The 24,293-nt window shown below is 49.8% G+C and carries 21 protein-coding genes and 1 pseudogene; 3 read left to right on the top strand and 19 right to left on the bottom strand.

Annotated elements, in window-relative coordinates:
• Window positions 1-263 precede the first annotated feature (263 nt).
• The 9 genes and pseudogenes from JW883_04875 to JW883_04835 all read right to left on the bottom strand — a co-directional run bounded on the left by JW883_04875 (window position 264) and on the right by JW883_04835 (window position 11,231).
• Complete coding sequence (locus JW883_04875) at window positions 264-2,489, bottom strand: LysM peptidoglycan-binding domain-containing protein (GenBank protein MBN1841603.1); 2,226 nt, start codon at window positions 2,487-2,489, stop codon at window positions 264-266.
• 389 nt (window positions 2,490-2,878) lie between these two features.
• Window positions 2,879-3,235, bottom strand: a complete 357-nt coding sequence (locus tag JW883_04870) for a hypothetical protein (protein MBN1841602.1) — start codon at window positions 3,233-3,235, stop codon at window positions 2,879-2,881.
• Between the two features lie 124 nt (window positions 3,236-3,359).
• Complete coding sequence (locus JW883_04865; protein ID MBN1841601.1) at window positions 3,360-8,033, bottom strand: hypothetical protein; 4,674 nt, start codon at window positions 8,031-8,033, stop codon at window positions 3,360-3,362.
• A 19-nt stretch (window positions 8,034-8,052) separates the two neighbouring features.
• On the bottom strand, window positions 8,053-8,595 hold the full coding sequence (locus JW883_04860) for a pilus assembly PilX N-terminal domain-containing protein (GenBank protein ID MBN1841600.1): 543 nt from the start codon (window positions 8,593-8,595) through the stop codon (window positions 8,053-8,055).
• A 9-nt stretch (window positions 8,596-8,604) separates the two neighbouring features.
• Entirely contained in the window at window positions 8,605-9,249 is a 645-nt protein-coding gene (locus JW883_04855) for a prepilin-type N-terminal cleavage/methylation domain-containing protein (protein MBN1841599.1), read from the bottom strand.
• Window positions 9,250-9,263: 14 nt separating this feature from the next.
• On the bottom strand, window positions 9,264-9,680 hold the full coding sequence (locus JW883_04850) for a prepilin-type N-terminal cleavage/methylation domain-containing protein (GenBank protein MBN1841598.1): 417 nt from the start codon (window positions 9,678-9,680) through the stop codon (window positions 9,264-9,266).
• A 17-nt stretch (window positions 9,681-9,697) separates the two neighbouring features.
• Window positions 9,698-10,279 (bottom strand): GspH/FimT family pseudopilin, encoded by a 582-nt coding sequence (locus tag JW883_04845; GenBank protein MBN1841597.1) that lies wholly within the window; start codon window positions 10,277-10,279, stop codon window positions 9,698-9,700.
• A 211-nt stretch (window positions 10,280-10,490) separates the two neighbouring features.
• On the bottom strand, window positions 10,491-10,898 hold the full coding sequence (locus JW883_04840) for a pentapeptide repeat-containing protein (protein MBN1841596.1): 408 nt from the start codon (window positions 10,896-10,898) through the stop codon (window positions 10,491-10,493).
• Window positions 10,899-10,928: 30 nt separating this feature from the next.
• Window positions 10,929-11,231, bottom strand: a pseudogene (locus JW883_04835) (hypothetical protein).
• A 274-nt stretch (window positions 11,232-11,505) separates the two neighbouring features.
• On the opposite strand from JW883_04835, the gene JW883_04830 reads away from it, so the two are divergent.
• A complete protein-coding gene (locus tag JW883_04830) occupies window positions 11,506-12,054 on the top strand; it encodes a hypothetical protein (protein ID MBN1841595.1) in 549 nt (182 codons plus the stop codon).
• Between the two features lie 130 nt (window positions 12,055-12,184).
• Here the strand turns inward: JW883_04830 and JW883_04825 are convergent, their stop codons facing one another.
• From JW883_04825 to serS, 6 genes are all read right to left on the bottom strand, one after another.
• Window positions 12,185-13,432 carry a pilus assembly PilX N-terminal domain-containing protein gene (locus JW883_04825; GenBank protein MBN1841594.1) on the bottom strand — a complete coding sequence of 416 codons (1,248 nt, stop codon included), beginning with the start codon at window positions 13,430-13,432 and terminating at the stop codon, window positions 12,185-12,187.
• A gap of 129 nt (window positions 13,433-13,561) precedes the next feature.
• Window positions 13,562-14,173 (bottom strand): prepilin-type N-terminal cleavage/methylation domain-containing protein, encoded by a 612-nt coding sequence (locus JW883_04820; protein ID MBN1841593.1) that lies wholly within the window; start codon window positions 14,171-14,173, stop codon window positions 13,562-13,564.
• 2 nt (window positions 14,174-14,175) lie between these two features.
• Entirely contained in the window at window positions 14,176-14,559 is a 384-nt protein-coding gene (locus tag JW883_04815) for a prepilin-type N-terminal cleavage/methylation domain-containing protein (protein ID MBN1841592.1), read from the bottom strand.
• A 69-nt stretch (window positions 14,560-14,628) separates the two neighbouring features.
• Window positions 14,629-15,093, bottom strand: a complete 465-nt coding sequence (locus JW883_04810) for a GspH/FimT family protein (GenBank protein MBN1841591.1) — start codon at window positions 15,091-15,093, stop codon at window positions 14,629-14,631.
• 22 nt (window positions 15,094-15,115) lie between these two features.
• Window positions 15,116-16,630, bottom strand: a complete 1,515-nt coding sequence (gene thrC / locus JW883_04805; protein ID MBN1841590.1) for a threonine synthase — start codon at window positions 16,628-16,630, stop codon at window positions 15,116-15,118.
• Between the two features lie 170 nt (window positions 16,631-16,800).
• On the bottom strand, window positions 16,801-18,075 hold the full coding sequence (serS, locus tag JW883_04800) for a serine--tRNA ligase (GenBank protein MBN1841589.1): 1,275 nt from the start codon (window positions 18,073-18,075) through the stop codon (window positions 16,801-16,803).
• Between the two features lie 189 nt (window positions 18,076-18,264).
• Here serS and JW883_04795 point away from each other — a divergent pair, with 189 nt between their 5' ends.
• A complete protein-coding gene (locus JW883_04795) occupies window positions 18,265-18,852 on the top strand; it encodes a 5-formyltetrahydrofolate cyclo-ligase (protein ID MBN1841588.1) in 588 nt (195 codons plus the stop codon).
• Window positions 18,853-19,037: 185 nt separating this feature from the next.
• On the opposite strand, the gene JW883_04790 is transcribed toward JW883_04795, so the two are convergent.
• From JW883_04790 to JW883_04775, 4 genes are all read right to left on the bottom strand, one after another.
• Entirely contained in the window at window positions 19,038-20,042 is a 1,005-nt protein-coding gene (locus JW883_04790; GenBank protein ID MBN1841587.1) for a potassium channel protein, read from the bottom strand.
• Between the two features lie 309 nt (window positions 20,043-20,351).
• Entirely contained in the window at window positions 20,352-21,728 is a 1,377-nt protein-coding gene (locus JW883_04785; GenBank protein MBN1841586.1) for a zinc-ribbon domain-containing protein, read from the bottom strand.
• 16 nt (window positions 21,729-21,744) lie between these two features.
• Window positions 21,745-22,266 (bottom strand): hypoxanthine phosphoribosyltransferase, encoded by a 522-nt coding sequence (gene hpt, locus JW883_04780; GenBank protein ID MBN1841585.1) that lies wholly within the window; start codon window positions 22,264-22,266, stop codon window positions 21,745-21,747.
• Window positions 22,267-22,275: 9 nt separating this feature from the next.
• Window positions 22,276-23,205: a J domain-containing protein gene (locus tag JW883_04775; GenBank protein MBN1841584.1), complete on the bottom strand. Its 930-nt coding sequence runs from the start codon at window positions 23,203-23,205 to the stop codon at window positions 22,276-22,278.
• A 276-nt stretch (window positions 23,206-23,481) separates the two neighbouring features.
• On the opposite strand from JW883_04775, the gene JW883_04770 reads away from it, so the two are divergent.
• A complete protein-coding gene (locus JW883_04770; protein MBN1841583.1) occupies window positions 23,482-24,273 on the top strand; it encodes an electron transfer flavoprotein subunit beta/FixA family protein in 792 nt (263 codons plus the stop codon).
• Window positions 24,274-24,293 lie beyond the last annotated feature (20 nt).

Raw genomic sequence — 24,293 nt, 5'->3', positions numbered from 1 at the left:
TTATGAATCCGGTCATTGCGAGGAGTGAACTCCCTCGCCTGTCATTGCGAGGCTGACGAAGGAAGCCGAAGCAATCTCGTTGTTTAACGGATTGCCTTTTCCCAAAAATACTTGGCTCGGAACAGGCTCTGCAATCTCATAAATACAAGTAGTTATAGCAGAGAGATTGCTTCGCTCCGCTCGCAATGACATGTTTTTCGACTTTTTCCGAAGCCGTCAACATTGAATGATAATGGTTGTGCAAAAAAGATATTGGAACGATCCTAGCGGGGCCATTCTCTTATCTTCAAGATCCTTATCTGTTGTTCACTCAAGAAATCAAGCAGGTTCGGGTGGAGTTGCCCACGTGCCAGCAGAGATCTCTTCTCCTTCCCATGTGAAATCAGAAAGCCCGGAATAGCAAGAGAAGTAGTCTTGGCGAGCTTTCGGTTTGCGGCAAAGAAAACCGGGGCCTCGGTATAGGAAGACCCCAGCGCCTCAAGAACATTTTTTGCAATAGTCAGCAAGTCATCATCAGGCCGAATCGATAGCACGTTCAACCCTCCTGCTTGAATGGCGGATTTTGCGTCACCGTAAAAGGTCCCGAAATCGACCACGATATCCAGACCGTCTCCCCCGTATATAAGATTCGCAGTTGTCTGAACCTGAAAGCCGGCATAATCAAACGACAAGGGGACTCCGGGCTCATAGGAATATCCTATTGCCCTGACAAGCCCTGACACAAAGGCCTCCCGGCCTGATCCATCTATGGTAGAGACGGAGGACTCTTCCGATTTCTTATCCTGCAAAGAGGGGGGCTTGTTCTCCACGATTGCTGTTGTCAGTATGTCAATAACCCGGATATTTTCTTCCGCAAAATATTCAACAACCGAACTGGAAGAGTACTCCTCAGGAGTCTCAATCAATGTTATGCAATGATATTTGGTTCGCATCCCCTTTTCAGCCTCTTGAGGAAAAACCCAATCACCTCGCAAGGTGACCAGAACACCATCATCCAGCGCCGGAAGGTCGAGAACCTTTTGAACTCTTTCGCCCAACACGGCACGGAACACCTTATCCAGCACCACGGCATCTGCCTCTTGGGCATCTGCGTGAATAATCAACAGCCCTTCCCAGGAAGCGCGTATGGCTTCCTCTACGTCGTGTGTAAGCCTGGCTCCCGTTTCAAACAGAAGATGCTGTCCGTTCTTTAGTTCGATGACCGGAAAGGCCGCAAGGTCCAGTGCGATATCGCTCCGGTCCTTTCCCGGGAAGTAACATCTACCAGACGCCAACAGCTTGCCGCCAAGTTCGTCTGCTATTCCGGAAACAACTTCCTGCCACCCAGGTACGTGTGTCGTCTTGCCAGGACCAACTAAACTGACATCCTTTTTTGATGAAATTCCCTGAGACCTCGAAACATTCACGCTAGCTGCCGCTGTCTCATCCTTAGCCATTTCCTTTTCTGCCGCAGGTGTCTCAACCGTTGACGGAGCCAAGGGCTTCGAGATCGGGAACGTAGCATCTGCTTGAACCTCTTCCTCTGAAATTGGCTGATCAGGAACGTCTTCCTCGGGTGTAACCGGTCTGGACTCCGGGGCAGATGGCTCATGGGTAACCAGCTTGGAAATCTTCTCCTCTGCCGGCGCTGCCTCAACTGGCAAAGGAGCGGCAGGCTTCGGGGGCAGGGCTACAGCCTGAGCAACCTCGTCACCGGTCTTCGTCTTAGCAGCCATTTCTTCTTCGCTGGCTGGCGGCTCAGGCTCTGTGACGGATGCGTCTTCGGCATCTGACTCCATTATCTCGTCTTCAACTGGCTGCGTCTCGGCAGGCAATGCAAAAGCAGATTTCGGACGTGCTGTTCTCGCTTCAACCTCAGCCCGGGCCGTTATCTGAACAGGCAGATCTTCCTTGGCAACTCCAGAACCAGGTGTTGCAGCAGGATGTTCCTGAAAAGACAACTCGGGAATGCGTATTTTCTGGCCGGGGTAAATAAGATCCAAATTCTTGATACGTGGGTTGAGACGCCTGAAGGTCTGGAAGTAGGCCTTGGAAAGCCGATCCCACCGCACCCCGAGGTAAGCTGTCACTATCTTGGACAGACACTCGCCTGCGTCCACCTTGCGGCTTTTGTAAAGCACATCCGGTATGATGGGAATAGTGATATAGCGCGGCCCCGCTTCTGCGTGGCCTTCCTTGGCCTGTATCTGCTTTAGAGGGACCAAAATATTCTGGTCGGGATAGATCTTGTTCACATCTTTGATGTGGGGGTTAAGGTCTTTCAGGATCGAAACAAACCTCGGGAAATCATCTTCTGCAATGCGTCCCTTTCGACGGAGGATATCCCAGACGTGGTCATCCTTTTGAACCGTATAAGAATCGCATACAACATCCCACGCCCCGTACCTGTTGATAACATAAATCTTGTACGGCTTTGCTCCCAACGCCGGAGCGGCGGACAAAAAAAACAGTATAATGATAAGAATGAACCCGGTGGTCGAAGATTTCATGGGTTGTCTTAGTGGAAGTCACTTGTGGGAAGAACGCTATTCTTCTAAGCACCTTGTCTGTGACACTTTTTAACACAAGAAATCGTGTAAGGGAAGAAAAAAGGAGTGGGCTGGAAGGTGAGATTTTTCCTGATTTCGAATCACGAGTTTGACGATCTCGCAAAAAGTCGGGTTCGGTTCCGTCCGCGGCAGAATTTCGATCCCGCTATTGGCAGGGAGAAATTTTATATTTTCAGCATGCTACGTCGGAAGGATCTCTCGCTTGGTTCAAAATGACCACGCCATCGGCGTAGTTGAGACTCTTGGCGAAACCAACAGTTTTAAATGCGCAAGAAAGAGGCCCCCTTAGACAAGACAACCTCCCGTTGGCGCCGGGCCAAAAACAGCTATCACCTCCCAGACTTTGAACCTATTACTTTTTGTCCTTTCACACCTCGAATACTTATCCGGCCATCTTTATCTACTATGTATTTGCCGCCAGTTATTACTAAATGATCCCTGCGACCATTCACAATCTTGATTGTTTCACTGTCAGTCCTCCGAAATCCATAGCCATAGAGATCTGCCATCTCGAGTGCACCGCCAGGATCATCGGTGAAGTAAGTCTGAGCAATGGCATAAGCGTTTTTCAAGTCTTGCCGTGCAACTTGACCGTACGACACATCTTGAGCGCTCGCCCATTCAACGCAAAAAGTCACAACAACTAAACATACCCCAAAAAGGCGAAGAAACCTCGTGAACATCATGACATTCTCCTTTCCATTGGCAAAACATCTCGCCTTTCTATATGAATCAATCCCCAATTTTCCGCCTCTTCACCCTAGTCCTGTCTCAGAACAAAAGAAGCTTTTGCCCATTTTCTGATGCAAGCTAGTTCCCCACTTGAACCCAGTTAAGAGGCCTGCTCTTGTATGCCGCAGGGAGGTTTTCCTCCCTTATCTCAACGATCTCTCCTGTACTGGTTTGAATGATGACCTTGGCGCCTTCTGTTGTGCCAATGTGAAGGCTTGGGGAGGATGCCACACCATAGCCCAGGGATATTCGTCTCTTTACTTTCGCCTTGGTTTCCCCACCTTCAGTTATGGTCGTGCTGTCATCCGTGCCGATAACACTTTCCCAACTGGCAGTTCCTGTCTTATAATATATGGCATTCAAATAGCTTTCCCCTTCATGCCTGCATATATCGGCAACATCGGGCAGATAGGAAGAAAAAGTAGCTAGACCGCCGAGAACCGTAGGTTTCGTAATGCACCGCTCTCCTCCTGTGAGATCGATAATCCATCCGTCATAATCTGAATCGCCCGAACCTTGTTCGATCTCATTCTCAAGGCCAATAAATGTCGTCTCCGTTCCGTTCGACAGATCGTCGTCCGTATCCACAGAACCCCCTTCAAAGACAGTATAATCAGTGGTGTCCAAAAGATTAGAAACCGTGGCATATGTGAAATTTGGTCTGGGGCTGCTAAAATCTGTTGGCTCTTTCACGCCTACCAATGCCTGGGTAGCTGTGTTCAACTGATCGCTGTCGGTGAGCAGTTTGCCTGTACCGAAATAGACCCACAGCCGATCATTGTCGTCTTGGGCAACTGCAGGGCCTGAAGTAATCGGCTTTGTGCCCCCGCCCAAATCCAGGAAAAGCGACGGGGTCCCTGCCCACGAAAGGCCCGTGCCTGTTATTCGGTACAACTGGCCTGCCGAATTTCCTATGTAAAAGATGTCAGGTGAGTATGAACAGGTCCCCCCGCTGCATTGTGAGGTAGAAATATCGGTATCCACGGAGGTTGGATCTCCCATGAATGTAGTGTTCCCGCCGGTAGTAATGGGAGAATTGTTCCTCTGCTCAGCGGTACTGAGCTTAACCACATAGGTTCTTCCTGTATTACTGCTGGTTCCGTTGTAGTCTGTCGGTCCGTTGCCAAAGGCCAGCAACCACGCACTTCCATCCACACCAACTATGGCTGGATAAGAAGTTGTAAACCCAAGATCGGCATCTGTGAACTCCCACAGCAGCTCCGGATTCAGCGGGTCTGTGATGTCAAAGGCAAAATAGGCAGACCGGAAGGTCTTTTTCACACCCGCCTCTATCGTTGAGTCGCCGTCCCAGTCATAGTTGACCTCTGACTCACTCAGCTCGAAAGTCCCTCCTCCTAAACGCATACCGCCCACCAAAACAGTACCCCAGCCACCAATATGTGTTGTTGAATCTGGCGTAAAAATCTTTGCGTCAATTACTTTCGGTTTGAGATCTACATAAAAGACATGGCTGTAATCTTCCAAGGCCAGCCATTGAACGTGAGGTAAAAGATTGTACGGAATGTAGGCCCACAGCTCCTGCCCGAGGGTATAACCCGTCCCGTCTGAGAATGTGTATGTCGATTCATTGTAAAATCCGGCGTTAAAAGCGTGGAGCATTCCGTCATTGGCGCCAGCGTAGACAACCTGCCGCCTGTCCTTGTGTGCGCTCTTGAAGCTGGCATAGCTGGTATCGCCGTAAATGACCTCATATCGTTCCTTGGGCGCGCCCACGACCGTGGGCGTGGAATAGACAATATCTCCAAGCCTCCAAACCCTGTCCGTGCCATCCACAGCAATGGTGCGGCTCCGATATCCTGTCTGCTCTTCGCCGCAGATGTAATTGATCAGCTTGGTCGTCTCCGTGGTGCCGCTTGTTTCAACTGCCAGATAAGGTCGCAAGTCACTTGCGTTGCTCGCGTTAAACGATACGACCTCGCCGCTGTCGACCGAACCCACGGTGCCGCTACTTAGATCATCAACCCAGGTCTTGATGTCACGGGGACTGGAGCTCAAATCTCTTTGGGCCAATGATTTTCCGGCCGACCAAATAGGGCTAATGTCATCCACCTCCACAATCGCTTCTGATCCTGAATCAGCTTCACCATTGCCATCTGTATCGGTATATCTCTTAACACGGGTCCGGGAATTGCTTTCGTCAAAATAGAACGTAATGATCCTGTCTGAAGTCAGGCTCATTACAGCATTGCTGTCCGTGTCTTCACGGATATTGCCGTATTCATCGAGCCACAAGGCTTTCACATCACCAATCCAGGAGACCTCCTTGCCGTTTGCATCGGTAAGTTGAGGGAAGAATATGGCCTGATACAAGGCCCCGACGCCGGACTGTGAGTCGGCCACCACCGCAGCGGCCGTACCTGAAGACATTCGTTCCAAGATCCTGGCAAAGGCCTCTCCGAGCTGCTCCTCAAGCTCTAAGGGGTTGGTCACATAGAAATACGTATCAGGCGTGTTATCGCCGTCTTCATCCCACTCGGCAGTTTGATCCGGGAGGTCATTATCATTCTTATCGTCAAACCCGCCCCATTTGGCCGCGTACCACAGAGGGTTTTTTAGATGAGAGGCAGCGGCAGTGCCTGCAGTGTGGGTCTTTTGACCGCACCAATAGTCTTGGGTGCAAGCGCTCTCGTAGCGTCCGACACCGTCCCCATCATTACAAGTTTCCGAGTCGCTGCAGGTTCGGTTCGAAAACCAATGCCCGTCGTTGCTGCCAATATAATGAACGCCGTCATCAGTCGTTCCACTCACTACGTAGCCAAGATCCAGGTCATAGCCTGTTGAGGAATTTGTTGTTTCAACCTTAAAGGTCACCTGGTTGCCGCTTATCTCGTAATACACGATGCAGTCAGCATCCATGTCATAGTCACCGCCCTGCTCCGAGTCTTCCCAGTTTACATAAAAGCTCCCGGACGTGGCAGTCTGGGTCAGGACCTGAAAGTGTACCAGGGCGCAGTTCCGACCCGTGTCGTTGTTGTAACATGCAGGCATCACTTTTACGGTGTTGCCGCTCACAGACAGCTCGATCTCAGGCAGTGGAGAACTCAAGGCGATCGAGTATGTGCTCACCGATTGTTCAAAGTTGTAGTCTGTCAGGTCCGTTCTCAGGTCGTTCGTTTTTCCCCAGTAACTCAAACCAGCCAGATAGTAGCTTCCTTGCCTTCCCGGCTCTTCCGGACACAGCCCCCTGCAATCGCCCAGATTGGAGGACACGGTCTTCGCCGTGCAGGTGTCATCGCTCGTTGCCCCGCTCTGGCCTATGAAATAGTCACCACTTAGACTCTCGTTTGACCCAATGGTATCGGTCTCCGTCTCTACGTCTAATGAAAGGTCGCCGGTAAAGCTGTTAAAGTAACTCCCAGGGATCTGGTTGGAGTCAAAACTGGGGTTCACATCACTTATCACCATGACAAAAGGCTTGGAACAATAGGGATAGGGATAACCGTATGGATCGCTCCAGGTCACCGGAGAAAGACCGGAAATAATGCTGCTGTCATCAGTCGAAAACGCAGACGTGGCGCTGGTTTTGCCTGAGAAATACCTAAGGGCCTCATAATATATCTCTCCGATGGGGTTTCCCCAGTTCGTGCACTGGCCGTCGCTGAAACTTGACAACCCCCAGTTGCAACTGTCCGTACTGTTATAAGTGCCATCACCATAGTTGTATCTAACGATCTCTATCTTGTTCAAGGTATCTATGATGCCGGCAGACCCAGTAAAAATACCGGTATCTGCCGTAATCTCGTCGGTAAAGGAACTGGTGTTTTTTCTTAACACACCGCCTGACTTGTTCTTGGTATAAGAACCTGTCATAAGGCCGAAATACATCTTGTCTGCTTCACCATAGGTCTGCAACAACCCGTAGGGCTTGATGTTTCCGTTTGGATATGTCTTGCATTTTTCTGAACCGATAAGACCGGAAACACAGACCTGGACCCTTACATTGTAATCCCCAAGCAAGTCATTGGTCTGATGGGGCCTCAGGCTATTGGTGCCGCTTTTACCTTCCCCATCACATGCACACTGCCACCTCTCGTTGGAAGACCACCTCGGCCAACCGGCCTCACCACTCTGGTTGCCGTTTGCCACTCGCATCAAAGGCGCATTGCCATAACTGTCTTTGGTCGTGTTACAAATGGAGATGGTGGTTTCACTGAAGGGGGTCAGATCGCTGATCGAGGGGTCACCAGCGCCGGGTGTATATATCTTCACCCAGCTGTGAGCATCTTGCGGGATAAACGTCCTTTCCAGTACAGTTTCCGTATTGTCATCTGTGGAGCGGTATCCTCCGTACAAGACCTTTCTCAAAGTGTCAATCCTGGCCATGGTAGACCAGTTGAGGAAGTTTCCGCTCCACTCGTTTACTTCATCGCAAATCTTGTCATTACCATCTGAAACTCTCACAGGTTCAAATCGATTACTCAGATATTTGTAGCATTTGTAGCAATCAAAATATCCGTAATAATCGATAGAGTGTTCATAGCTCGTATCCAGTGAGTCGTCGCCGTCCAAGTCGGAGTAATCTGTGTAGGCCTTGTAGAAAAGCTTGTGGTCCTTGGACATGGCAAGCATCACAAGGGGCGGAACATTTCCCGGAAGAAACGGGGGCTGCGCTGCAAACTCGCTATTGGTCGCTGCCCTGGCAGTATTAGTCACTACCATGGAGGGAATGCTTGCGGCAAAATACATTGCAAACAAAAGCATGGACATGATATATATAAATTTTTTAAACATAATCTGTCTCCTTTTCTACTCAATAAGGCAGCAATCTGTATTGAAGCTGCACCCTGGCCTCAGAACCGCTTGGCTCTCGTCCAATGCTGTCTATTCGATAAATAGCCTGGACCATGCCCTCGTGCCCCACGCCTTCATATCCTGCTCCAAACTCTGCCGAAGCGCCTGGCATAGGTCCTACTTGTATCTTATCAATATCCAGATCTGCCCCAAGGTTACCTGACAACTGCATGTCCGGGTTTGACGACACATTATCCACCGTGTTGCTCACATCAAATCCTTCAGTGAAAAAACTCCCATCTGCCATCGTAATATCGGCGTTGCCCTCAAAACTGGCGCCGTCAGTCCAGGTCGTTCCGGCGTCAGCAGATAGGATGGCTTTGGAGGCCATAATTCGACCGTTTTCGGCCCGGTAGAAGGCCGTTTTTGCCACCTTTTCATTCCGGGCAACGTTTAGCTCAATAGATGATGTCATGGTAATGGATGTGCCGATCACCATCAACAGGCCCATAATAATGAGACTAACAACCAGGACTGCCCCTTTTTCATTATTTAGGTTCAATTTTTTCTCCTATTCTAAATCCTGAAAGCCCATGTTGCGAATTCGAACCCTGGTCGCAAGGGTTCTGGTCCGGCAGGTGCCCGTAGTTGAAGAATACAAGTCATACCCACCGGCAAAGCCGGGATCCTCGTTTTGTGTGTGCACCTGAAATTGTATGGCAACGACCCGGATATCATTGCGATCCGTCTGGTTGGCGGGAACAAAAGACGTGCCATCAGCCTTGAAATAGGTAAACAGCAGGCTGTTGGGAACAACCTCTTCAATCATAGGGTTTCCCATCCTGGTTATCCGCCGGTTCGTATTGTCTATCGTGTATGTAACATCCTCGTTTGCGTCATTCGGATTTCCAGCTTCGTCGTCTCCGCTCAGGTTGGAAAGCACCCGGATCGTATTTGACGTAGCTGTCTGTATAACATCAAAACCATTGTTTTGAGGATCATAGCCGGCCCCTCTTATCTCTCGTGCAATAATATCCATGGCTGCCCTGACATTTTGCTGGGCATAGGCGACTTCTTGCTGAACGGCATTGGTCCGGTTCTGGCTCACAAAGATATTAAGGACTGCCGCAAGCACTACCAGGCCAAGGACCAGGGCTACGAGGAGCTCTATCAGAGTGAACCCACGATCCGTCTTGTGCAAACATAAAGGTATCATCTTAGGGTCCCCTATTAGTAGCCGTCACTGGATATGACACCATCGACGTTCACGCGGTGTTGTCCAATAATATCGTTCCAAGTCACAGTCACAGTTATGGTTTGAGAGCCGTTCACAGGAGTGTTGTCTTGAATCTGCCAGACTCTTGTAAAGATGCCGCCCCCACTGCCTGTCTCATCAATGGGATTGTACGGGTCAGGAGTACTCGCGGTTGGCGTCAAAGGATAATTAGTACCGCTACCAGAATTGATCAATTGCTCCAGTTGATCTTGGGCTAGGGCAAGGGCTTGGCTTGTGCGGTTTCCCAGGTCATTTCCCCGTATGCCCCGAGACTGCAACGTGGCCAATCCCATAATGCCTATGGAAAGCAAGCAGATGGCGATGAGCACTTCGAGAATGCTGAAGCCCTTGCTGTCTTTAGATAGATTCATGTTGTGGTAGCTCCAATTCACGGGTTATACTTCTGAATACGCACCCCACCCATACTGTTGACGTTCACCATTCGTCCTTCCGGTGGGTTTTTGTTGTTTTTCAAATAAACGATCCCGTTTGGCGAGGGCAAAGCGCGAGTTGAAAAAGAAAAAGAATTAGCCACTCCAGTTCCTGTAAACGTAACCCCATCTCCACTACCGTAATTTGCGTCGAAACTGACACGGCCATAGCCTAATCCAGCAGAAAATTGTACACGCTTCAAGATAGTCTCACCGGCATCGTATTCAAAATCACCATTCGCGTCTTCAAAGACGATGTAGTCATCAGACGTGGAATCGAAGTCGATTCCGTATCTACGGTTTTCGCTTACAGCACGCAAGCGTATCAGTTGGATATCAGAGTAAAGTTGCCGTGCGGCCCCGTTCAGTTCGGCCGTCGGCTTGATCGTTATGTTGTAAGCCGGAATAGCGATAGCCGATCCGATAACAATGATGGCAATAACGATCATCAGTTCCACAAGGGTGAAACCGCCCTTTGCCTTGATAAGTCGTGATGTAAGATGCAAGCTCATGATGCCAGACAACTCAGCAATCTTCATGCCACAATTTCCAATATAAGCGCCGTTAGGGGAGAATCTGATGAAAACATTAGGAATATTCATACCCCCGGAAGTCAGCCACACCACTGACTCACATATTAACAAACTTCATAGCTATTAAATTCTTTTAGGGTACAGCAGGGTTCATGGAGGGTCATAGGAAGGAGGACGGGCGCAGCGTCTTCGGAGCTGCGCCGCCCTCAGGGCCGGTCTAAGGCGTTGTTAAGGCTCCATCGCAGGTGCCACCGTGTTCGTCGCTGTTTGTCAAGTCCGGGCACGTGGTCAATTGCCAAGCCACGCCGCTCAGGTTCGCATTGGACAAGTCAGCGCCGCTCAGGTCGGCCCACCACAGGGCCGCACCGCTCAAGTCGGCGCCGCTCAGGTTGGCGCCGCTCAGGTTGGCGCCGCCCAGGTTGGCGCCGCTCAGGTTGGCGCCGCTCAAGTCGGCGCCACTGAGGTCGAAGCCGCTCAAGTCGGCACCGCTCAAGTCACAGTTATGCAGGTCGGCTCCTGGGCCAAGGTTGTCTGGGCAGTCCTCACCGACGCCGGCGCTGACCTCGGAGCAGACGATGCTGCCATCAGCATCAAAGCCCGTCACAAAAGCGCCCTCGGGACACATTTGACCAGAAAGATACAGGTTGCCCGGTTCACCCGGAGGTCCCTGGGGGCCTTGCTCTCCAGCCGTACCCACTTCACCCTGAGGGCCTTGCGGTCCAACCGGTCCCGGAGGTCCAGCAGGGCCTTGCTCTCCAGCCGTACCCTGTAACGCTTGCATATCAACTCTGAAACGGGTTTCCCACCATCTGCATTTGCGTGGATGCTTCACAATACGCGCCCTTCCGGAAAATTTGCTAACGCATCCACAAACTACGTTTTTTTGGGCCCAACTGTGAGCCGCCGTAACAAGTGAGAATGCAAAAACAATCGCTGTCGCTACCAATACTTTTCTCATTTTTATCCTCCTTTCTCAATGATGCCGTGGACATGCAAACACCCCCAAAATAGAATTGGCGAACTTCTTAGCAGGCAAAAATCAAGCCATATCGAACATCCCTGGCCTTCTACTATAATTTCGGCAGGTTAAAACACATGCAATCGGTGCGCGCATAAGAGGTGGCCCGCAAAATCTGTAACCTGTATTACAAAACCGTCAATATTGACTTTGCGTCCATTTGGAAGTACAAGCCAAAAAGCAAAAGCACCCTGACTTCGCTACGGAGGACTTCATGAAAAGGGTTTCTTTGACTGCGCTTGTGATTGCCTTATTCGCCTATCCTTCTATTTGCAGCCCCTCTTATCTGATCCAGTTGACAAATGGGAATGAATTTGTCACTGACCAGTATCAAGAAGAGAGCGGTCAGATAAGGTTTTATTCTCACGGTGGCGCTGTTGGAATTCCAAAGGATTCTGTCAGAAAGATAAGAGAATCAGATATTATATTGGAAACTCAAATAGACAGCAGATGGGCTCTCTTGTCCCCCAAAGCCCCGGACATGTCCCTCATACAGGATGAGCCTGGAAAGGAACCATGTGCAGGGGAAAAGCGCGTAAATGCAATACCGAGCCGCAAATATTACAAAGGGGAAAAACTCCGGCTTGTGGCCGAACTGGACAAAGCCTTAGAAGAATTTCGGCAGGCATCGGGGAACAGGGACTCAGAAGCGAAAAAGAAAGCAATGGGGGATATGGCACGGCTGTCGAAAAAAATATCTGATCTTATTAATCAATTGAAGGAAATGAACAAAGGCGTGCTACCGGACTGGTGGATGGATTAAGTCATCAAGGGATTGAGGAATCCAGCAAATCCTAAACCGGAAATACGAAGCACGAATTTAACTTCTGCCAGAAAAAACACGAAGTTCACGACTAACGGACTAAATTCCTGAATCCCACAATTTTTACATTTTACATATCCTCTTTCCAACTTAAGAGACGCAAGGGTCGATTGCTGGTATGATTATCTATCGTTTTGCTGCAATAGACAATGTTGGCACTGCCTCCCGAAACATCCACAACGGCCGACCCGCCAACGATTAAGGCGCCTGTGATATTCCTGTTTCCGCCTCCGGAAAATACTACGGACCCGGTCACAATAACAGGACCATACCACGAGAAATCGCCGTTAATGTCCAAATCCCCCTCAATGAGAAGAATGCCGCAGCCTGAAACGCCGCCGCTAAGCTGCACATAGGTCCCGCCGGTATCGTAATGGACAACATTGCTGCAAGTGCACGAAGACGGGTCCTGTAATGTTGCGCCGGGTGTGGGGTTTCCCCACCCATCCCCGGGACCAGGGAGGCTCGTTGCAATATGAGTGGCGCTGTTTACGGTATAAGAAAAGTCCGCGGATCCTTTAAAGGAATTCACAATGGACTGAATATCCATATCCGTGCCGTTGTATACGATGTCGGGCGCACCGCCTCCGACACCCGTGACATGAGGACCGCCGACGAAGGTGACAGACCCCGGATTTTCCGTGGTAACGATTCCGGCCTTGTCAGAGGAGCCGCCGCACCCGTCAGTCCCGATTACATAGGTACTGCTGCCCTGAATGATGGTTGTACCCTTCACATAAAGGGCGGACGGAACAGTAATACTCGGAATTTTGGTCACTTCTATCTCTACGGTCTTGTTCGAGCCGCCGGCCGCACCATAACTCGTAACCACATATATGTTCTCACCGCTAGTTGTGTTTCGTTCGTCGATTCCGTCACCGTCGGCATCACCCCAGTACAAAACATTGCCGGCGCTATTTGTCTGGTGTCTTATCTGTACTGTGTAGCCTACATCTGATGCGAGACTGTTATATCGGGTATGCATGCTGGTGGTGGAATCATAGCCTTTCTCCTTGGCCTTTGAAGAGCTCCCGATATATGCCTCCCACTGTGTTTGAGTGGGGTTGCCATCGCTGACCGGGTTTGCCGCGTTCCCTCTTAATCTGGCCCTTGCCTCCTCGCATCCCGCCTGAGCGCTGTAAAATGCCTGTTCACTGACCTTGTAGTTGGCCCCGATTCTCATCTCGGTTGTGGTTGTAACAACGGCTGTTGTCCCCAACATGGCCAAAACACCCAAAAACACAAGCGCCGTGGGAAGGACCATGCCTTTTTCACATCCCAAAAGCTTTGCAATATCCCTAAACAATGGTGTTTTCATTTTGATTCTCATATCTTATTTCGTGCTTTGCGGCTGCGCCTTGAAGACATCACGTACTTCCGTGTTTTCGTGATTGATTTTCATTAGTCTCTTAACCTCACAGCTCCGAAAATTCAGGCGCTGCTCCTCCTACCGACATACAAGATTCATTGGGGTTATCAAGGAAGTCAACGTGTATGTCCTGTAACCACCATTGGCAGAATAACCAGGATCGGGCTTGGCAGTCCTGGCTGTGATTGTAACCCTTATTTGCCGGATATTAGCCGTTGTGGTGGTTAAATTGCCATCTCCATCCAAATAATCAAATGTAAACGTTTCAATATTCTCTGCAAATGGTTGGCCCCCTCCCCCTGTATTCCTGTCGATCTGAAAGCTCTTGGAGTCATATGAATACATGATATTCTCATTTGGGTCGTCAGTGTCTCCATCGGCCGGGTCGCTCGTCTTTGCTCCCCTCAGGTCAGCTACTATCTGAAGTCGTGAGGCATCATGCGGAATACCATCGAAACCTGCGCCTGTCGGATCATATCCTGCCATCCTGACCTCACGACTTATCATGTCCATTGCAGCCCTTGTAGTCTGCACCATCTCAGTTATTTGTTCCTGGGCGTCATACGATTTGCCCTGCAGAATGAAAGTGCCGATTACCGCGCCCAGAAGAACGCAGCCTATTGCCATTGCAATCAGTAATTCTGTGAATGTAAAGCCGCGCTCTCCATTTTCAACATGACAGTCCTTCATCTTCACTCCGCAACAATCGTTTTCAAAGACACTGAATGGGCGTCAGAACCCCAATACACCGTGACTGTCACCGTTTTCATGCCGTCGGCGGAATTCGTTGTATCCGTGGTTACAACCCTTTTGAACAATGGATAATGCGCAATTGAGTTGTAATCCTCCATGGTGGTTGTATCAGCGGAGGACGTACCGGAATAACCTACCCTCCTGACCTCCTCCATCCGCTCCTGAGCCAGCGTTGCCGCCGTGGTCAGCCTCTGGCTGAATGAATTGCCACGCATTACACCTGCCGTAACACCCGCCATAGCCGCGAACCCAATGCACAGAACAAGCATGGCGATCAAGATCTCTAAGAAAGTAAAGCCGTTATTGTTATGCAGGTTTTTCATCGATAGACTCATACGGAATCGCTCCGGAATTCCATTCATGTAGCGCGGCTGCGCCGCTCTGGTGTTCGCTTAAGCCATCTTTACTCGGCCAGTAAGATGAATCTTCACCTTCTTGGAACCGCTGTCATTTATCAGCGTAATAGTGCCTGTGGATGCGCTGCCCCTCGGGAAAAAAATAGGATTAGTCGTAAAGCTGATACTCACATCGTGATATTCACGCCGGATATCCTTTATCTCAGTCCACTCACCGCCATCGGCCTTGCCGTCATTGTCATCATCGTCTAATATCTTATATTCATGATCGTTGATGAAGAAAACCTTGAATTCGTTTTTCTGGCTCACAGCCTGCATCCTTGCCCACATCAAATCGCCCATTACCTGACGTGCTGCCCCTTTCAAGCGGTATCTTGCCATCTGACCAATCATGTTGGGAATCGCAATGGCAGCCACGACGCCAACCACGGCGGCAACGACAACGATCTCGATAGTCGTGAATCCCTTTGCCTGTTTTTTCGAAGAGATAGCCTGTGTCATGGGAACAACCTCACTGTGATGATCACCGCATTTTGGTCCGATGCCTTAATCCCAGCTCTTGCGCAACGGCTTTGGCAGTTTGTTGGACAAAACGTTCAAAGTCCTCACCTTCAAGGGGTTTTTCGGCAGTGGGGACCTTCTCAAGGTCTTTGGGTTGAACCAACCGAGGGGCGTTTTGCAGGGACGCCTTAGGAATAATCTCAAATTCCGGGGGAAATCGGTTTTCAAAATACATCTCTTGAAAACCGGCAAACTTCAGGGCATGGGCCGTGGCATCGAGCACCACAGTATCATCTTTGCTCACAATTCCACGCTGTCTCGCTTCAACAAGCCCGGCCAACGATTCACCACCCTGAGTGCAGGCAATATGTCCGTTGCGGTTGGCCGTTAGCTCCCAGTCTATGATTGCCTGTTCTTCCACTTCCGCAAAGAATATGGCCTGGCTTCCCGCCCTTTCATTGTAGGTTTTGACCAGTTGGATCACACGTGGCATGGACACGGGATTTCCGATCATGGCTGCCTGAGCAACACTGGGACGAACCTTGACCGGAACAAACTCGCGCTTTTCCGGGTCCGGCTCCAAATAATACCTGTACACGGGATTGGCATGGGTCGATTGTACTCCAATGATCTTTGGCAGGGAGTCAATGATCCCGACTTCAAAAAACTTCAAGAAACCACTCATGACGGCGGTTATGTTCCCGGCATTTCCAATTGGGAGCACAATTACCTTGTGGTTCATATCATAGTCAAAGCCCTGTGAAATTTCATAGGAAAACGATTCCTGACCCCATATGCGCCATGCGTTTTTCGAGTTCAGCAGGGCCACGTTATATTGTTCAGAAAGGGCTTCCACCACCTTCATACAATCATCAAAAACGCCTGGGATTTCAAAGACCGTGGCGCCACTTCCAAGGGGTTGTGCCAGCTGCTGCGGCGTCACCTTCTTATGGGGAAGAAGGACAGCGGATTTGACTTCGGGCTGAAGATAGGCCCCGTAAAGGGCCGCAGAGGCCGACGTGTCCCCTGTGGAGGCGCATATAGCCAGGATGTCGGAAAGCCTTCCGGACTGTACCAAAAAGTTGATATAACTCAAGGCGCTGGCCATGCCCCTATCCTTGAATGAGGCGCTGGGGTTCTGGCCATCATTCTTAAAACAAAACCGTACACCCACCAGGTTCTGCAAATATGAATTGGCCTCAACCATGGGCGTATGCCCCTCACCCAGGTAGATGACCGCGTCAAGGGGGATTACAGGACCGATGAACTCATGGTAACGATAGATCCCCTGCACGGACGGGACATTTAGCATCCTCCGATAGTCAAAAATCTGATGCCACATGTCCGTTGGGATCTTCTTTAACCGGTCAAAGCTAAGGTCTGCAAGGAGAAGCACGCTGCCGCACGCAGGGCACGTGTAGAGGAGTTGAGTGATGTCGTATTCTCCTTCACACCCCAGACATCGATAAACAACGCGGCCGCTTGACTTAGGGATTAGGTATTGCTGAATATGTTCAGGAAAGTTTTGTATTTTCATAATAGCGATCCATGGAAATGAGATAAAATGCCACCATACGTTTTCTTGGATAACTTCAAGCCAATACTTCGACCAATCTTAGTTAACCAAAGGAAGGTAACTCTGAACGGTGAACTCTGAACCTGTAAACGCCCACCCAATGACCAATAATCAATGACAATGACCAATAACTAATTACTAATCCTCTCCACTCCATCCATATAGGGCCTGAGGGCTTCGGGAATAATGACAGAGCCGTCTTCCTGCTGGCAGTTCTCCAGTATGGCGACAACCGTGCGGCCAACGGCAAGCCCTGATCCGTTCAGAGTATGGACCAGTTCTGTGCCTTTCTTCCCTTTTCTCCTGAAGCGGATCTTGCCTCGTCTGGCCTGGAAGTCTTCGAAATTGCTGCACGATGATATCTCACGATATTTCTGTTGTCCGGGAACCCATGCCTCAATGTCATAGGTTTTGGCAGCAGAAAACCCCAGATCACCTGTGCACAGCTCAACTACCTGATAAGGGATCTCAAGTCGCTTAAGGATAGTCTCAGCGTCTTGCAGAAGCCTTTCCAGTTCTTCATAGGAGGTCTCCGGCGTGGTAAATTTTACGAGCTCCACCTTATTGAACTGGTGCTGTCGTATGAGTCCCCTTGTATCCTTGCCATACGATCCGGCCTCGGACCGAAAACAGGGTGTATAGGCAGTGTATAGCTTGGGGAGTTCTCTCTCATCAAGGATTTCGCCCTGATGTATGTTTGTGACAGGAACCTCTGCAGTAGGCACCAGGTAATAATCCCAGCCCTCCAATTTGAACAGATCCTCTTCAAACTTAGGCAACTGCCCTGTGGCAGTGGCGCTGATGCTGTTGGTCATGAAGGGCGGAAGCACTTCCAGATACCCGTGTTCCTTGGTCTGGATATCCAGCATGAAGTTGATCAAGGCTCGCTCAAGCCTTGCCCCCTGACCTATATACAACGCAAAACGTGCCCCCGTGATCTTGGCTGCACGCTCAAAATCGAGAATCCCGAGATTTTCTCCAAGTTCCCAGTGCGGGAGTGGTTCAAAGCCAAATGAAGGGATCTCGCCTACTTTCCTCACGATTGGGTTGTCTTCGCTGTCTTTGCCCACGGGGACGGAGGCATGGGCAAGGTTGGGAAGACCCATCAGGACAGAGCGCAAGGTCTGTTCGTGTTGCGAAAGTTCTTCGTCCAGCCCCTTTATCTTCTGTGAGACGGCCTTCATTTCGACCATCAGGTCCGAGGGATCTTGGCCATCCCTTTTTATTCGTCCAATACGTTCAGAGGCTCTGTTGCGCTGACGCTTAAGCTCCTCAACCTCAAGCAGGATGGCCCTGCGTTTTGAATCACAATCAAGAAAACCGCCAAGGCTGTAAGCTTGTCCCCGCTTGCGCAACGATTCCTGAACCAACTCCAGGTTCTGTCGAACAAATTTGATTTCGAGCATGATCCATTACCTTTTCGGGGATCGCAACTTCTAACATGCAGGTATTAGTTAGTCAATAATTATCATTACTTGACTTTCTTGCCATTTTTTGCTATTTTAAAAATTTATATAATAAATCACATTCACAGCGCAGACGCATACCTGCCGCAGACGTTTGTTAAATTTGTAAGCAAATTGCGGAGTCATCTCATGCAGGATTTAAAGGAAAAGAAGTCTGAAATTAGGCGTAATACCCTCGCACAACGCGATGCCCTATCAGAAGAAAAGCGTCATGAAAAAAGTAAGGCAATCATGGAACATCTCTTTGATTTTGCCAATTTTCTTGAAGCTAAAACCGTTCTCTTCTTCATGAACTCCACTAGCGAAGTGGTCACCGAGGCCATGATCCGCAAGGCATGGGAGTACGAAAAGCTCGTTGCCCTGCCTCGGGTTGACAAGAAAGAAAAAAAGATCGTCCCGTTCAGAATTGACGACCTTGATCTGGATCTTCGGCCCGGTTATCGAAAAATCCGGGAACCCGTTCCGAAACGGTGCAAGCCGATCCCTGTTGAGCATATCGACCTTGCGATCATCCCGGGCATTGCCTTTGATGAACGCGGAGGCCGCATTGGCCACGGTACGGGGCTCTACGACAAATTCATTCCGACCCTTGATGTGACGACTCGAAAAGTGGCACTCGCCTTTGAATGTCAGATCGTACCCCAAATTCCCATGGAGCCACACGACCGGTATATCGACATCATTATTACCGAAAAGCGCATGATCTACAAAATTTGACCCGGCGGATTGTAAGTTCTTAATAACCTGCGGCATGAAGACTTTTTCTGCAAGGCGATATCTTTGTTATTGGTGCAAGTCTTCGCAGTGGCCAGGCATCATTGGTCCGCCGCAGGCGGATTGATATCGCCTGGAAGCAAAAGCCTTCATGCCCCGCGCGTTTACGGCCACCGCGCCGCCCTGAGTTACCTCGAATTCAATACGTGCTCAAGGCCTTCCAGATTCTTTTTCTCCCCAATTGCCACTACTGTGTCGCCGCCCTGGAGTTTGCTCTCAGAGGAGGGGTTAAATAACATCTCCCCTCCAGGCTTCCCGATGGCCACAATGATCAGATTGAAGTCCGTGCGGATCCCTGAGTCTTGCAAAGCCACGTTGATCAATTTTGACGAGGGGTGTACCGGTATCTCTTCCATCTGAATGTCGCGACTCTTGTCCATCAGGGTGAGTTCCAGGAAGTCGGTGACTGTTGGGCGGGCTATCATTTGGGCAATTCGGTGGCCGCCCATGACATAGGGGGAGACCACTTTGTCGGCGCCGCCCGCGATCAACGTCTTTTCTGATTTTCTCTCCCCGGCCCGCGCTATGATGAAAAGATCCGGATTGAGCTGTCTGGCAGCCAGGATAACATAAACATTGTCGCTGTCAGTTTTCAGTGCGGCCACCAGTCCCCGTGCCCTTTCGACTCCCGCCTTGATGAGATTCTCTTCATCAGTCGCCTCACCAGGCACATGGAGTATCTTACGATCCTCGAGTTTTGCAATTCTAGCAAGGTCTCGCTCTATAACAATGACGCCAATATGTTTTGAAGTAACAAGCTCATCGCAGATACTTCTTCCAACACGACCGTAGCCGCAAACAATGTAGTGATCCTTTTGTGCTCGAATATCTTTTCCCAATTTTCGCCTCCCCATAATCTCCCTGATACGACCCTCCATCATGAACTGAATCATGCTGCCCGCAAAATAGAAGACAAAACCCACTCCCAGAAAAATCAGGACCATTGTGAAGATCCGTCCCGGTATAGAAACCTCTTGAACTTCGCCGTATCCCACGGTGGCCAGGGTGATTACTGTCATGTAAAGGGAGTCGATGAGTGGCCAGCCTTCTATCAACATGTATCCGAAGGTGCCGCCCAAAAGCATCAGAACTAAAAGCAAAATGCCAATCATAAGGTGGGATGTACGGTTCAAAGCAAGACTCCGCTTATTCTATAATATAGATATAGAGGTATTGTAAAAAATTCAACAAATCTTTTGGCATATTGCGCTTGCTCTAGATATGGAAACTGCGGGGAGTGTGAATCTGCCGCCAAGCGCGGCATAATCGGAATCTTAAACCATAAGACGGGAGACGGCTCACGACTTGGAACAGGGAAAAACGCCGAACAGAGGCATCCAGCCATTTGCTCTGAGCCCCAAGGGCATGATGCCCATGCTGTGGGACACCAACAACAAGAAGCGGTTCCTTTTCCCAAAGCAGCAGGGGCTGCGAGACGTCCATTATGCCGGAATAGAACCTACTACCTCCACGCTGAACTCACCTAACTCTTCAGGCAAATCAAAAAATACAACCATGAAGGGAAGGACTTTGCCATTAGGCACCCTGAAGTTCAACTTGTTCTGACCGAATCTGTTACCCAATCTCTTGTTGATGGTCTGTCTGTCCAGGCTTTGCAAGTCAGTATCCGATAAGACGTTGCCGCAATAAACAATACGATCTTGCGCTATCTTGCCGTCCTTCAAGTAGATGACACCTTTCAACCTTATGAAGTTGCGTGTTTCAGGATAATTACTTCTAATCTTACCCTTGACCACGAAAAGGCGTCCAGCCGATTTGCTCTCAACGAATTCACCGGCAATCAGATTCTCAAGCAAGCTTATATGCATGTTTCCAAGATCAATCGTCTCGGATTTGCCGGCGCCTGCCAAAGATTCCAGAAAAGGTATTTCTATATTCTGGCTCTTTAAAATCGTGTATGCAGCATAAGCCCCCCCTCCTACGAGGACAATGATCAACATCACCATAAAGGGCATGCTGATACGTCTTTTCTCCGGGAGCTGTTCAACTATTGGTGGAGGCGGAATTTCATCTTGAATACCTTCTTCCGTCTCTTCGCCTTCCTCCACGGAAGCAATAGGCAAACCTTCAGGCAACGGCACGCCGGCATCTTTCGGTATCTCTGCTGTCTCTTCCTCGGCAGGCCCCTCTTCAGTAAGCTCCTCTTCGACCTCGACTTCCTCCACACTCAGGTCTTCAAAGGAAATTTCTTCTTCAGGCTCATCCTCCAGAGTCAATTCTTCGGTCGGTTCCGGTACTCCTTCGGCAACAGGTTCTTCCTCCAGACTGAAATCTTCAAAAGAGATCTCCTCTCCGGCTTTGATCTTTTCTTCTTCAGCCTGTTCTGCTACCGGAGGAACGCCTTCAGATGGAGTTCCTTCTTCCAGGCTAAGGCCATCAAGATCGATCTCCTGCTCCCCTTTTTCCTCAGAAACCGGCTCTGGCGTTGGTTCAGGCGCTTCCTCAAAACCAAGATCTCCCGCAGTGATCTCCTCCTCACTTACAGATATTTCTTCAGAAGCCTTTTGTTCTGCGGACTCTTCTTCGAACCCGAAATCCTCGAGCGAGAACCCCTCTTCATCCTGTCCCTCTTCTGACCCAAACAGATCAAAATCAAGGGGCTCTTCAGAGGATTCATCGGGTTGCGCTGGATCTTCCTCTTGGAGGTCAAGAGTTGGGCTGATCTCCTCGGCCGCGGAAGTCTTGTAGGCCGTGAATATGTGCTGACAGTTGGAGCATCTGACTTTGGAACCTGATTCCTTGACAAGGCTTTCGTCCAGCCTAAACTTGGACTCACAATTTTCACAGGTTATGACCATTGTGGGCTCCTTTCCCTCACAGTATCAAATGGTAGATTTCCGGCAGATTGCGATATTTCTCATCAAAATCCAGCCCGTATCCCACCAAAAATCCAGCATCCACCACATACCCTGCATAGTCAATCGGAATTTGCACCTCCCGACGTTCAACCTTATCAATAAGGGCACAAACCTTGACAGACTCGGGATGGAATTGCTTGAGATAGTCCAAAATGTATGCAATAGTCAGGCCAGAATCCACTATGTCCTCAACCACGATGACATGTCGACCCCTTATGTCCGTTTCAATTTCCTTTGTTATTCGGATTTGCCCGGAAGATGATGTGTCGGAGCCGTAACTGGCCAAACGGGCAAAGTCTATCTGAACAGGGATGGTAAGCTCACGGACCAAATCGGCCAGGAAGATGAAAGCGCCTTTAAGGATGCCGATGAGTACAACTTCCTTTCCATCATAATCTTCGGAAATGCGATTTGCGAGGATTTTGGTCTTTTTCTCGATTTCAGCCTTGGACAGGACTGGAATCAATTCTGGCGGCATAAGCTAACCTCAAAGCCCGGTCTCTGCCAACTCCTCGATCAAAGCCTTCTGTTTCTTGCTCAAACGTTTGGGAATCTTGACCAAGACCCGGGCATAAAGATCCCCCTTTAGCCCCTTTTTCATTATAGGGAGGCCGAATCCCTTCAGACGCATCTTGGTGTTGTGTTGAGTACGTGGAGGTATTTTTAGATTAAGGTGCTTTCCGTCAAGAGTTGGAATCTCAACTCTTGTCCCCAACAATGCATCGGTCAGCCTTATCTCTTGATCGATATAAAGGTCGTGGCCCACATGTTTGAAGACTGGGTCATCCACCACCTTGGCCTGGATGTAGAAATCTCCCGGCGGTCCACCAAAGGCCCCAGGCTGCCCCTTGCCGGCCAAACGCAGTTTCTTCCCCGTCACCATCCCCTTGGGGATCTTTACGATGATTTTTTTATGTGCTCCAACTTGCCCCTGAGCTACAGTTTTGGTAGCGCCATTGAGTACTTCTTGGAGGGTCAAAGGCAGTTCGTATACCAGATCGGCCCCTTTTGCCGGGGCCCTCTGCGGTGATGTGTAGGCCGTAAACGGATCTCCGCCAAAGTCAAAGCTGGCCTTCCGACATCGCCTCCCACCCGTGAATACATTCCCAAAAGCGCTATCGTCAAAGCCGAATTCCCTGAAAATGTCTCCAAAATTGAAGCTACTGAAAATGTCTTCCTGGGAATATCGCTGGCGAAAGCCGGAAACGCCAACGGCGTCATATTGCTTGCGTTTTTCCTTGTCACTCAGTACTGCATACGCCTCACTGACCTTCTTGAACGTTTCCTCAGCCAACTTATCCCCTTTAGTGCGGTCAGGATGATACTTCATGGCCAGTTTGCGATAGGCCTTCTTGACCTCACCCTCGCTTGCCTTCCTGTCCACACCCAGGATTTTATAATAATCGGTTTCTGCCATAATATTATGATGTTGCTCTTTGCAAAAAAAGAAGTCGGAAATTGTAAAAACCCTATGTTTTAAATATAATTGAGGTCTTGATATTGTCAAGGGAATAACATGAGTATGGGAGATTAGCCCTCACAAGCCCAGGCGTTGAAGATCTTGACATTTCTTTGGTTTTTTGCCATATGGTGCGGCAGACTTTGTCCTCGGAGATTGGTTGCGCCATGAATGTGCAACACGGCTCATGAGGGCTGGATTTTGCTTGTTGACGTTCTAGAAAGGAGTTGGAGAGTGGAAGTCGTTGTTTTATTGAAACAAGTTCCTGATACTGAGACTGCGATCCAGATTGGGGAAGACAAAACTACCGTTAAGACAGAGGATGTGAAATGGGTCATTAACCCTTACGATGAATTTGCCGTTGAAGAAGCCCTGAGAATCAGAGAGAACCAAGGGGGGGGCAGAGTCACAATCCTTACTGCAGGACCAGAGAGAGCAGTCGAGGCTATCCGAACCGCCCTTGCCATGGGCGCCGATGAAGGAGTGCTTATCAATGATCCGGCGCTTGAGGGAGCCGACGGCCTAGGAACAGCTAAGGTCCTTGCCACAGCTTTAAAAGACATCCCTTATGACATCATCATAGCAGGCCAGCGCGCAGTGGATGATGATGGTTACCTGGTGCCGGCAGCCGTAGCGGAGTTTCTTGACATCCCTCAGGTGTCCATGGTGTTCAAGCAAGAGATCAGTGACGGAAATATCAGGTGCGAACGAACCGTTGAGGGAGGGACAGTGGTTATTGAGGCTGAATTGCCGGCGCTTTTTACCACTCAAAGAGGTCTCAATGAGCCAAGATATGCCTCCCTTCCGGGGATCATGAAGGCAAAGAAAAAGCCCCTGGGAAAAAAGACACTGGCTGACATCGGTTTAGACTCGAGTGAGGTGGGCCCGGCTGCGGCCAGATGTAGAGTTAGGACGCTCTCGTTCCCGCCGGAGAGGGCCCCAGGCAGGATTATTGAGGGAGAGACTGTTGAGGAAGTGGCCGGTGAACTCGTGAGATTGCTACGAGAAGAGGCGAAAGTCATTTAGAGCCCCCACAACGGTCGTGG

It is taken from the genome of Deltaproteobacteria bacterium, assembly GCA_016930875.1.
GTDB lineage: Bacteria > Desulfobacterota > Desulfobacteria > Desulfobacterales.
The sequence above is the reverse complement of the archived record's forward strand: the minus strand, read 5'-3'. Positions and strand labels throughout refer to the sequence as shown.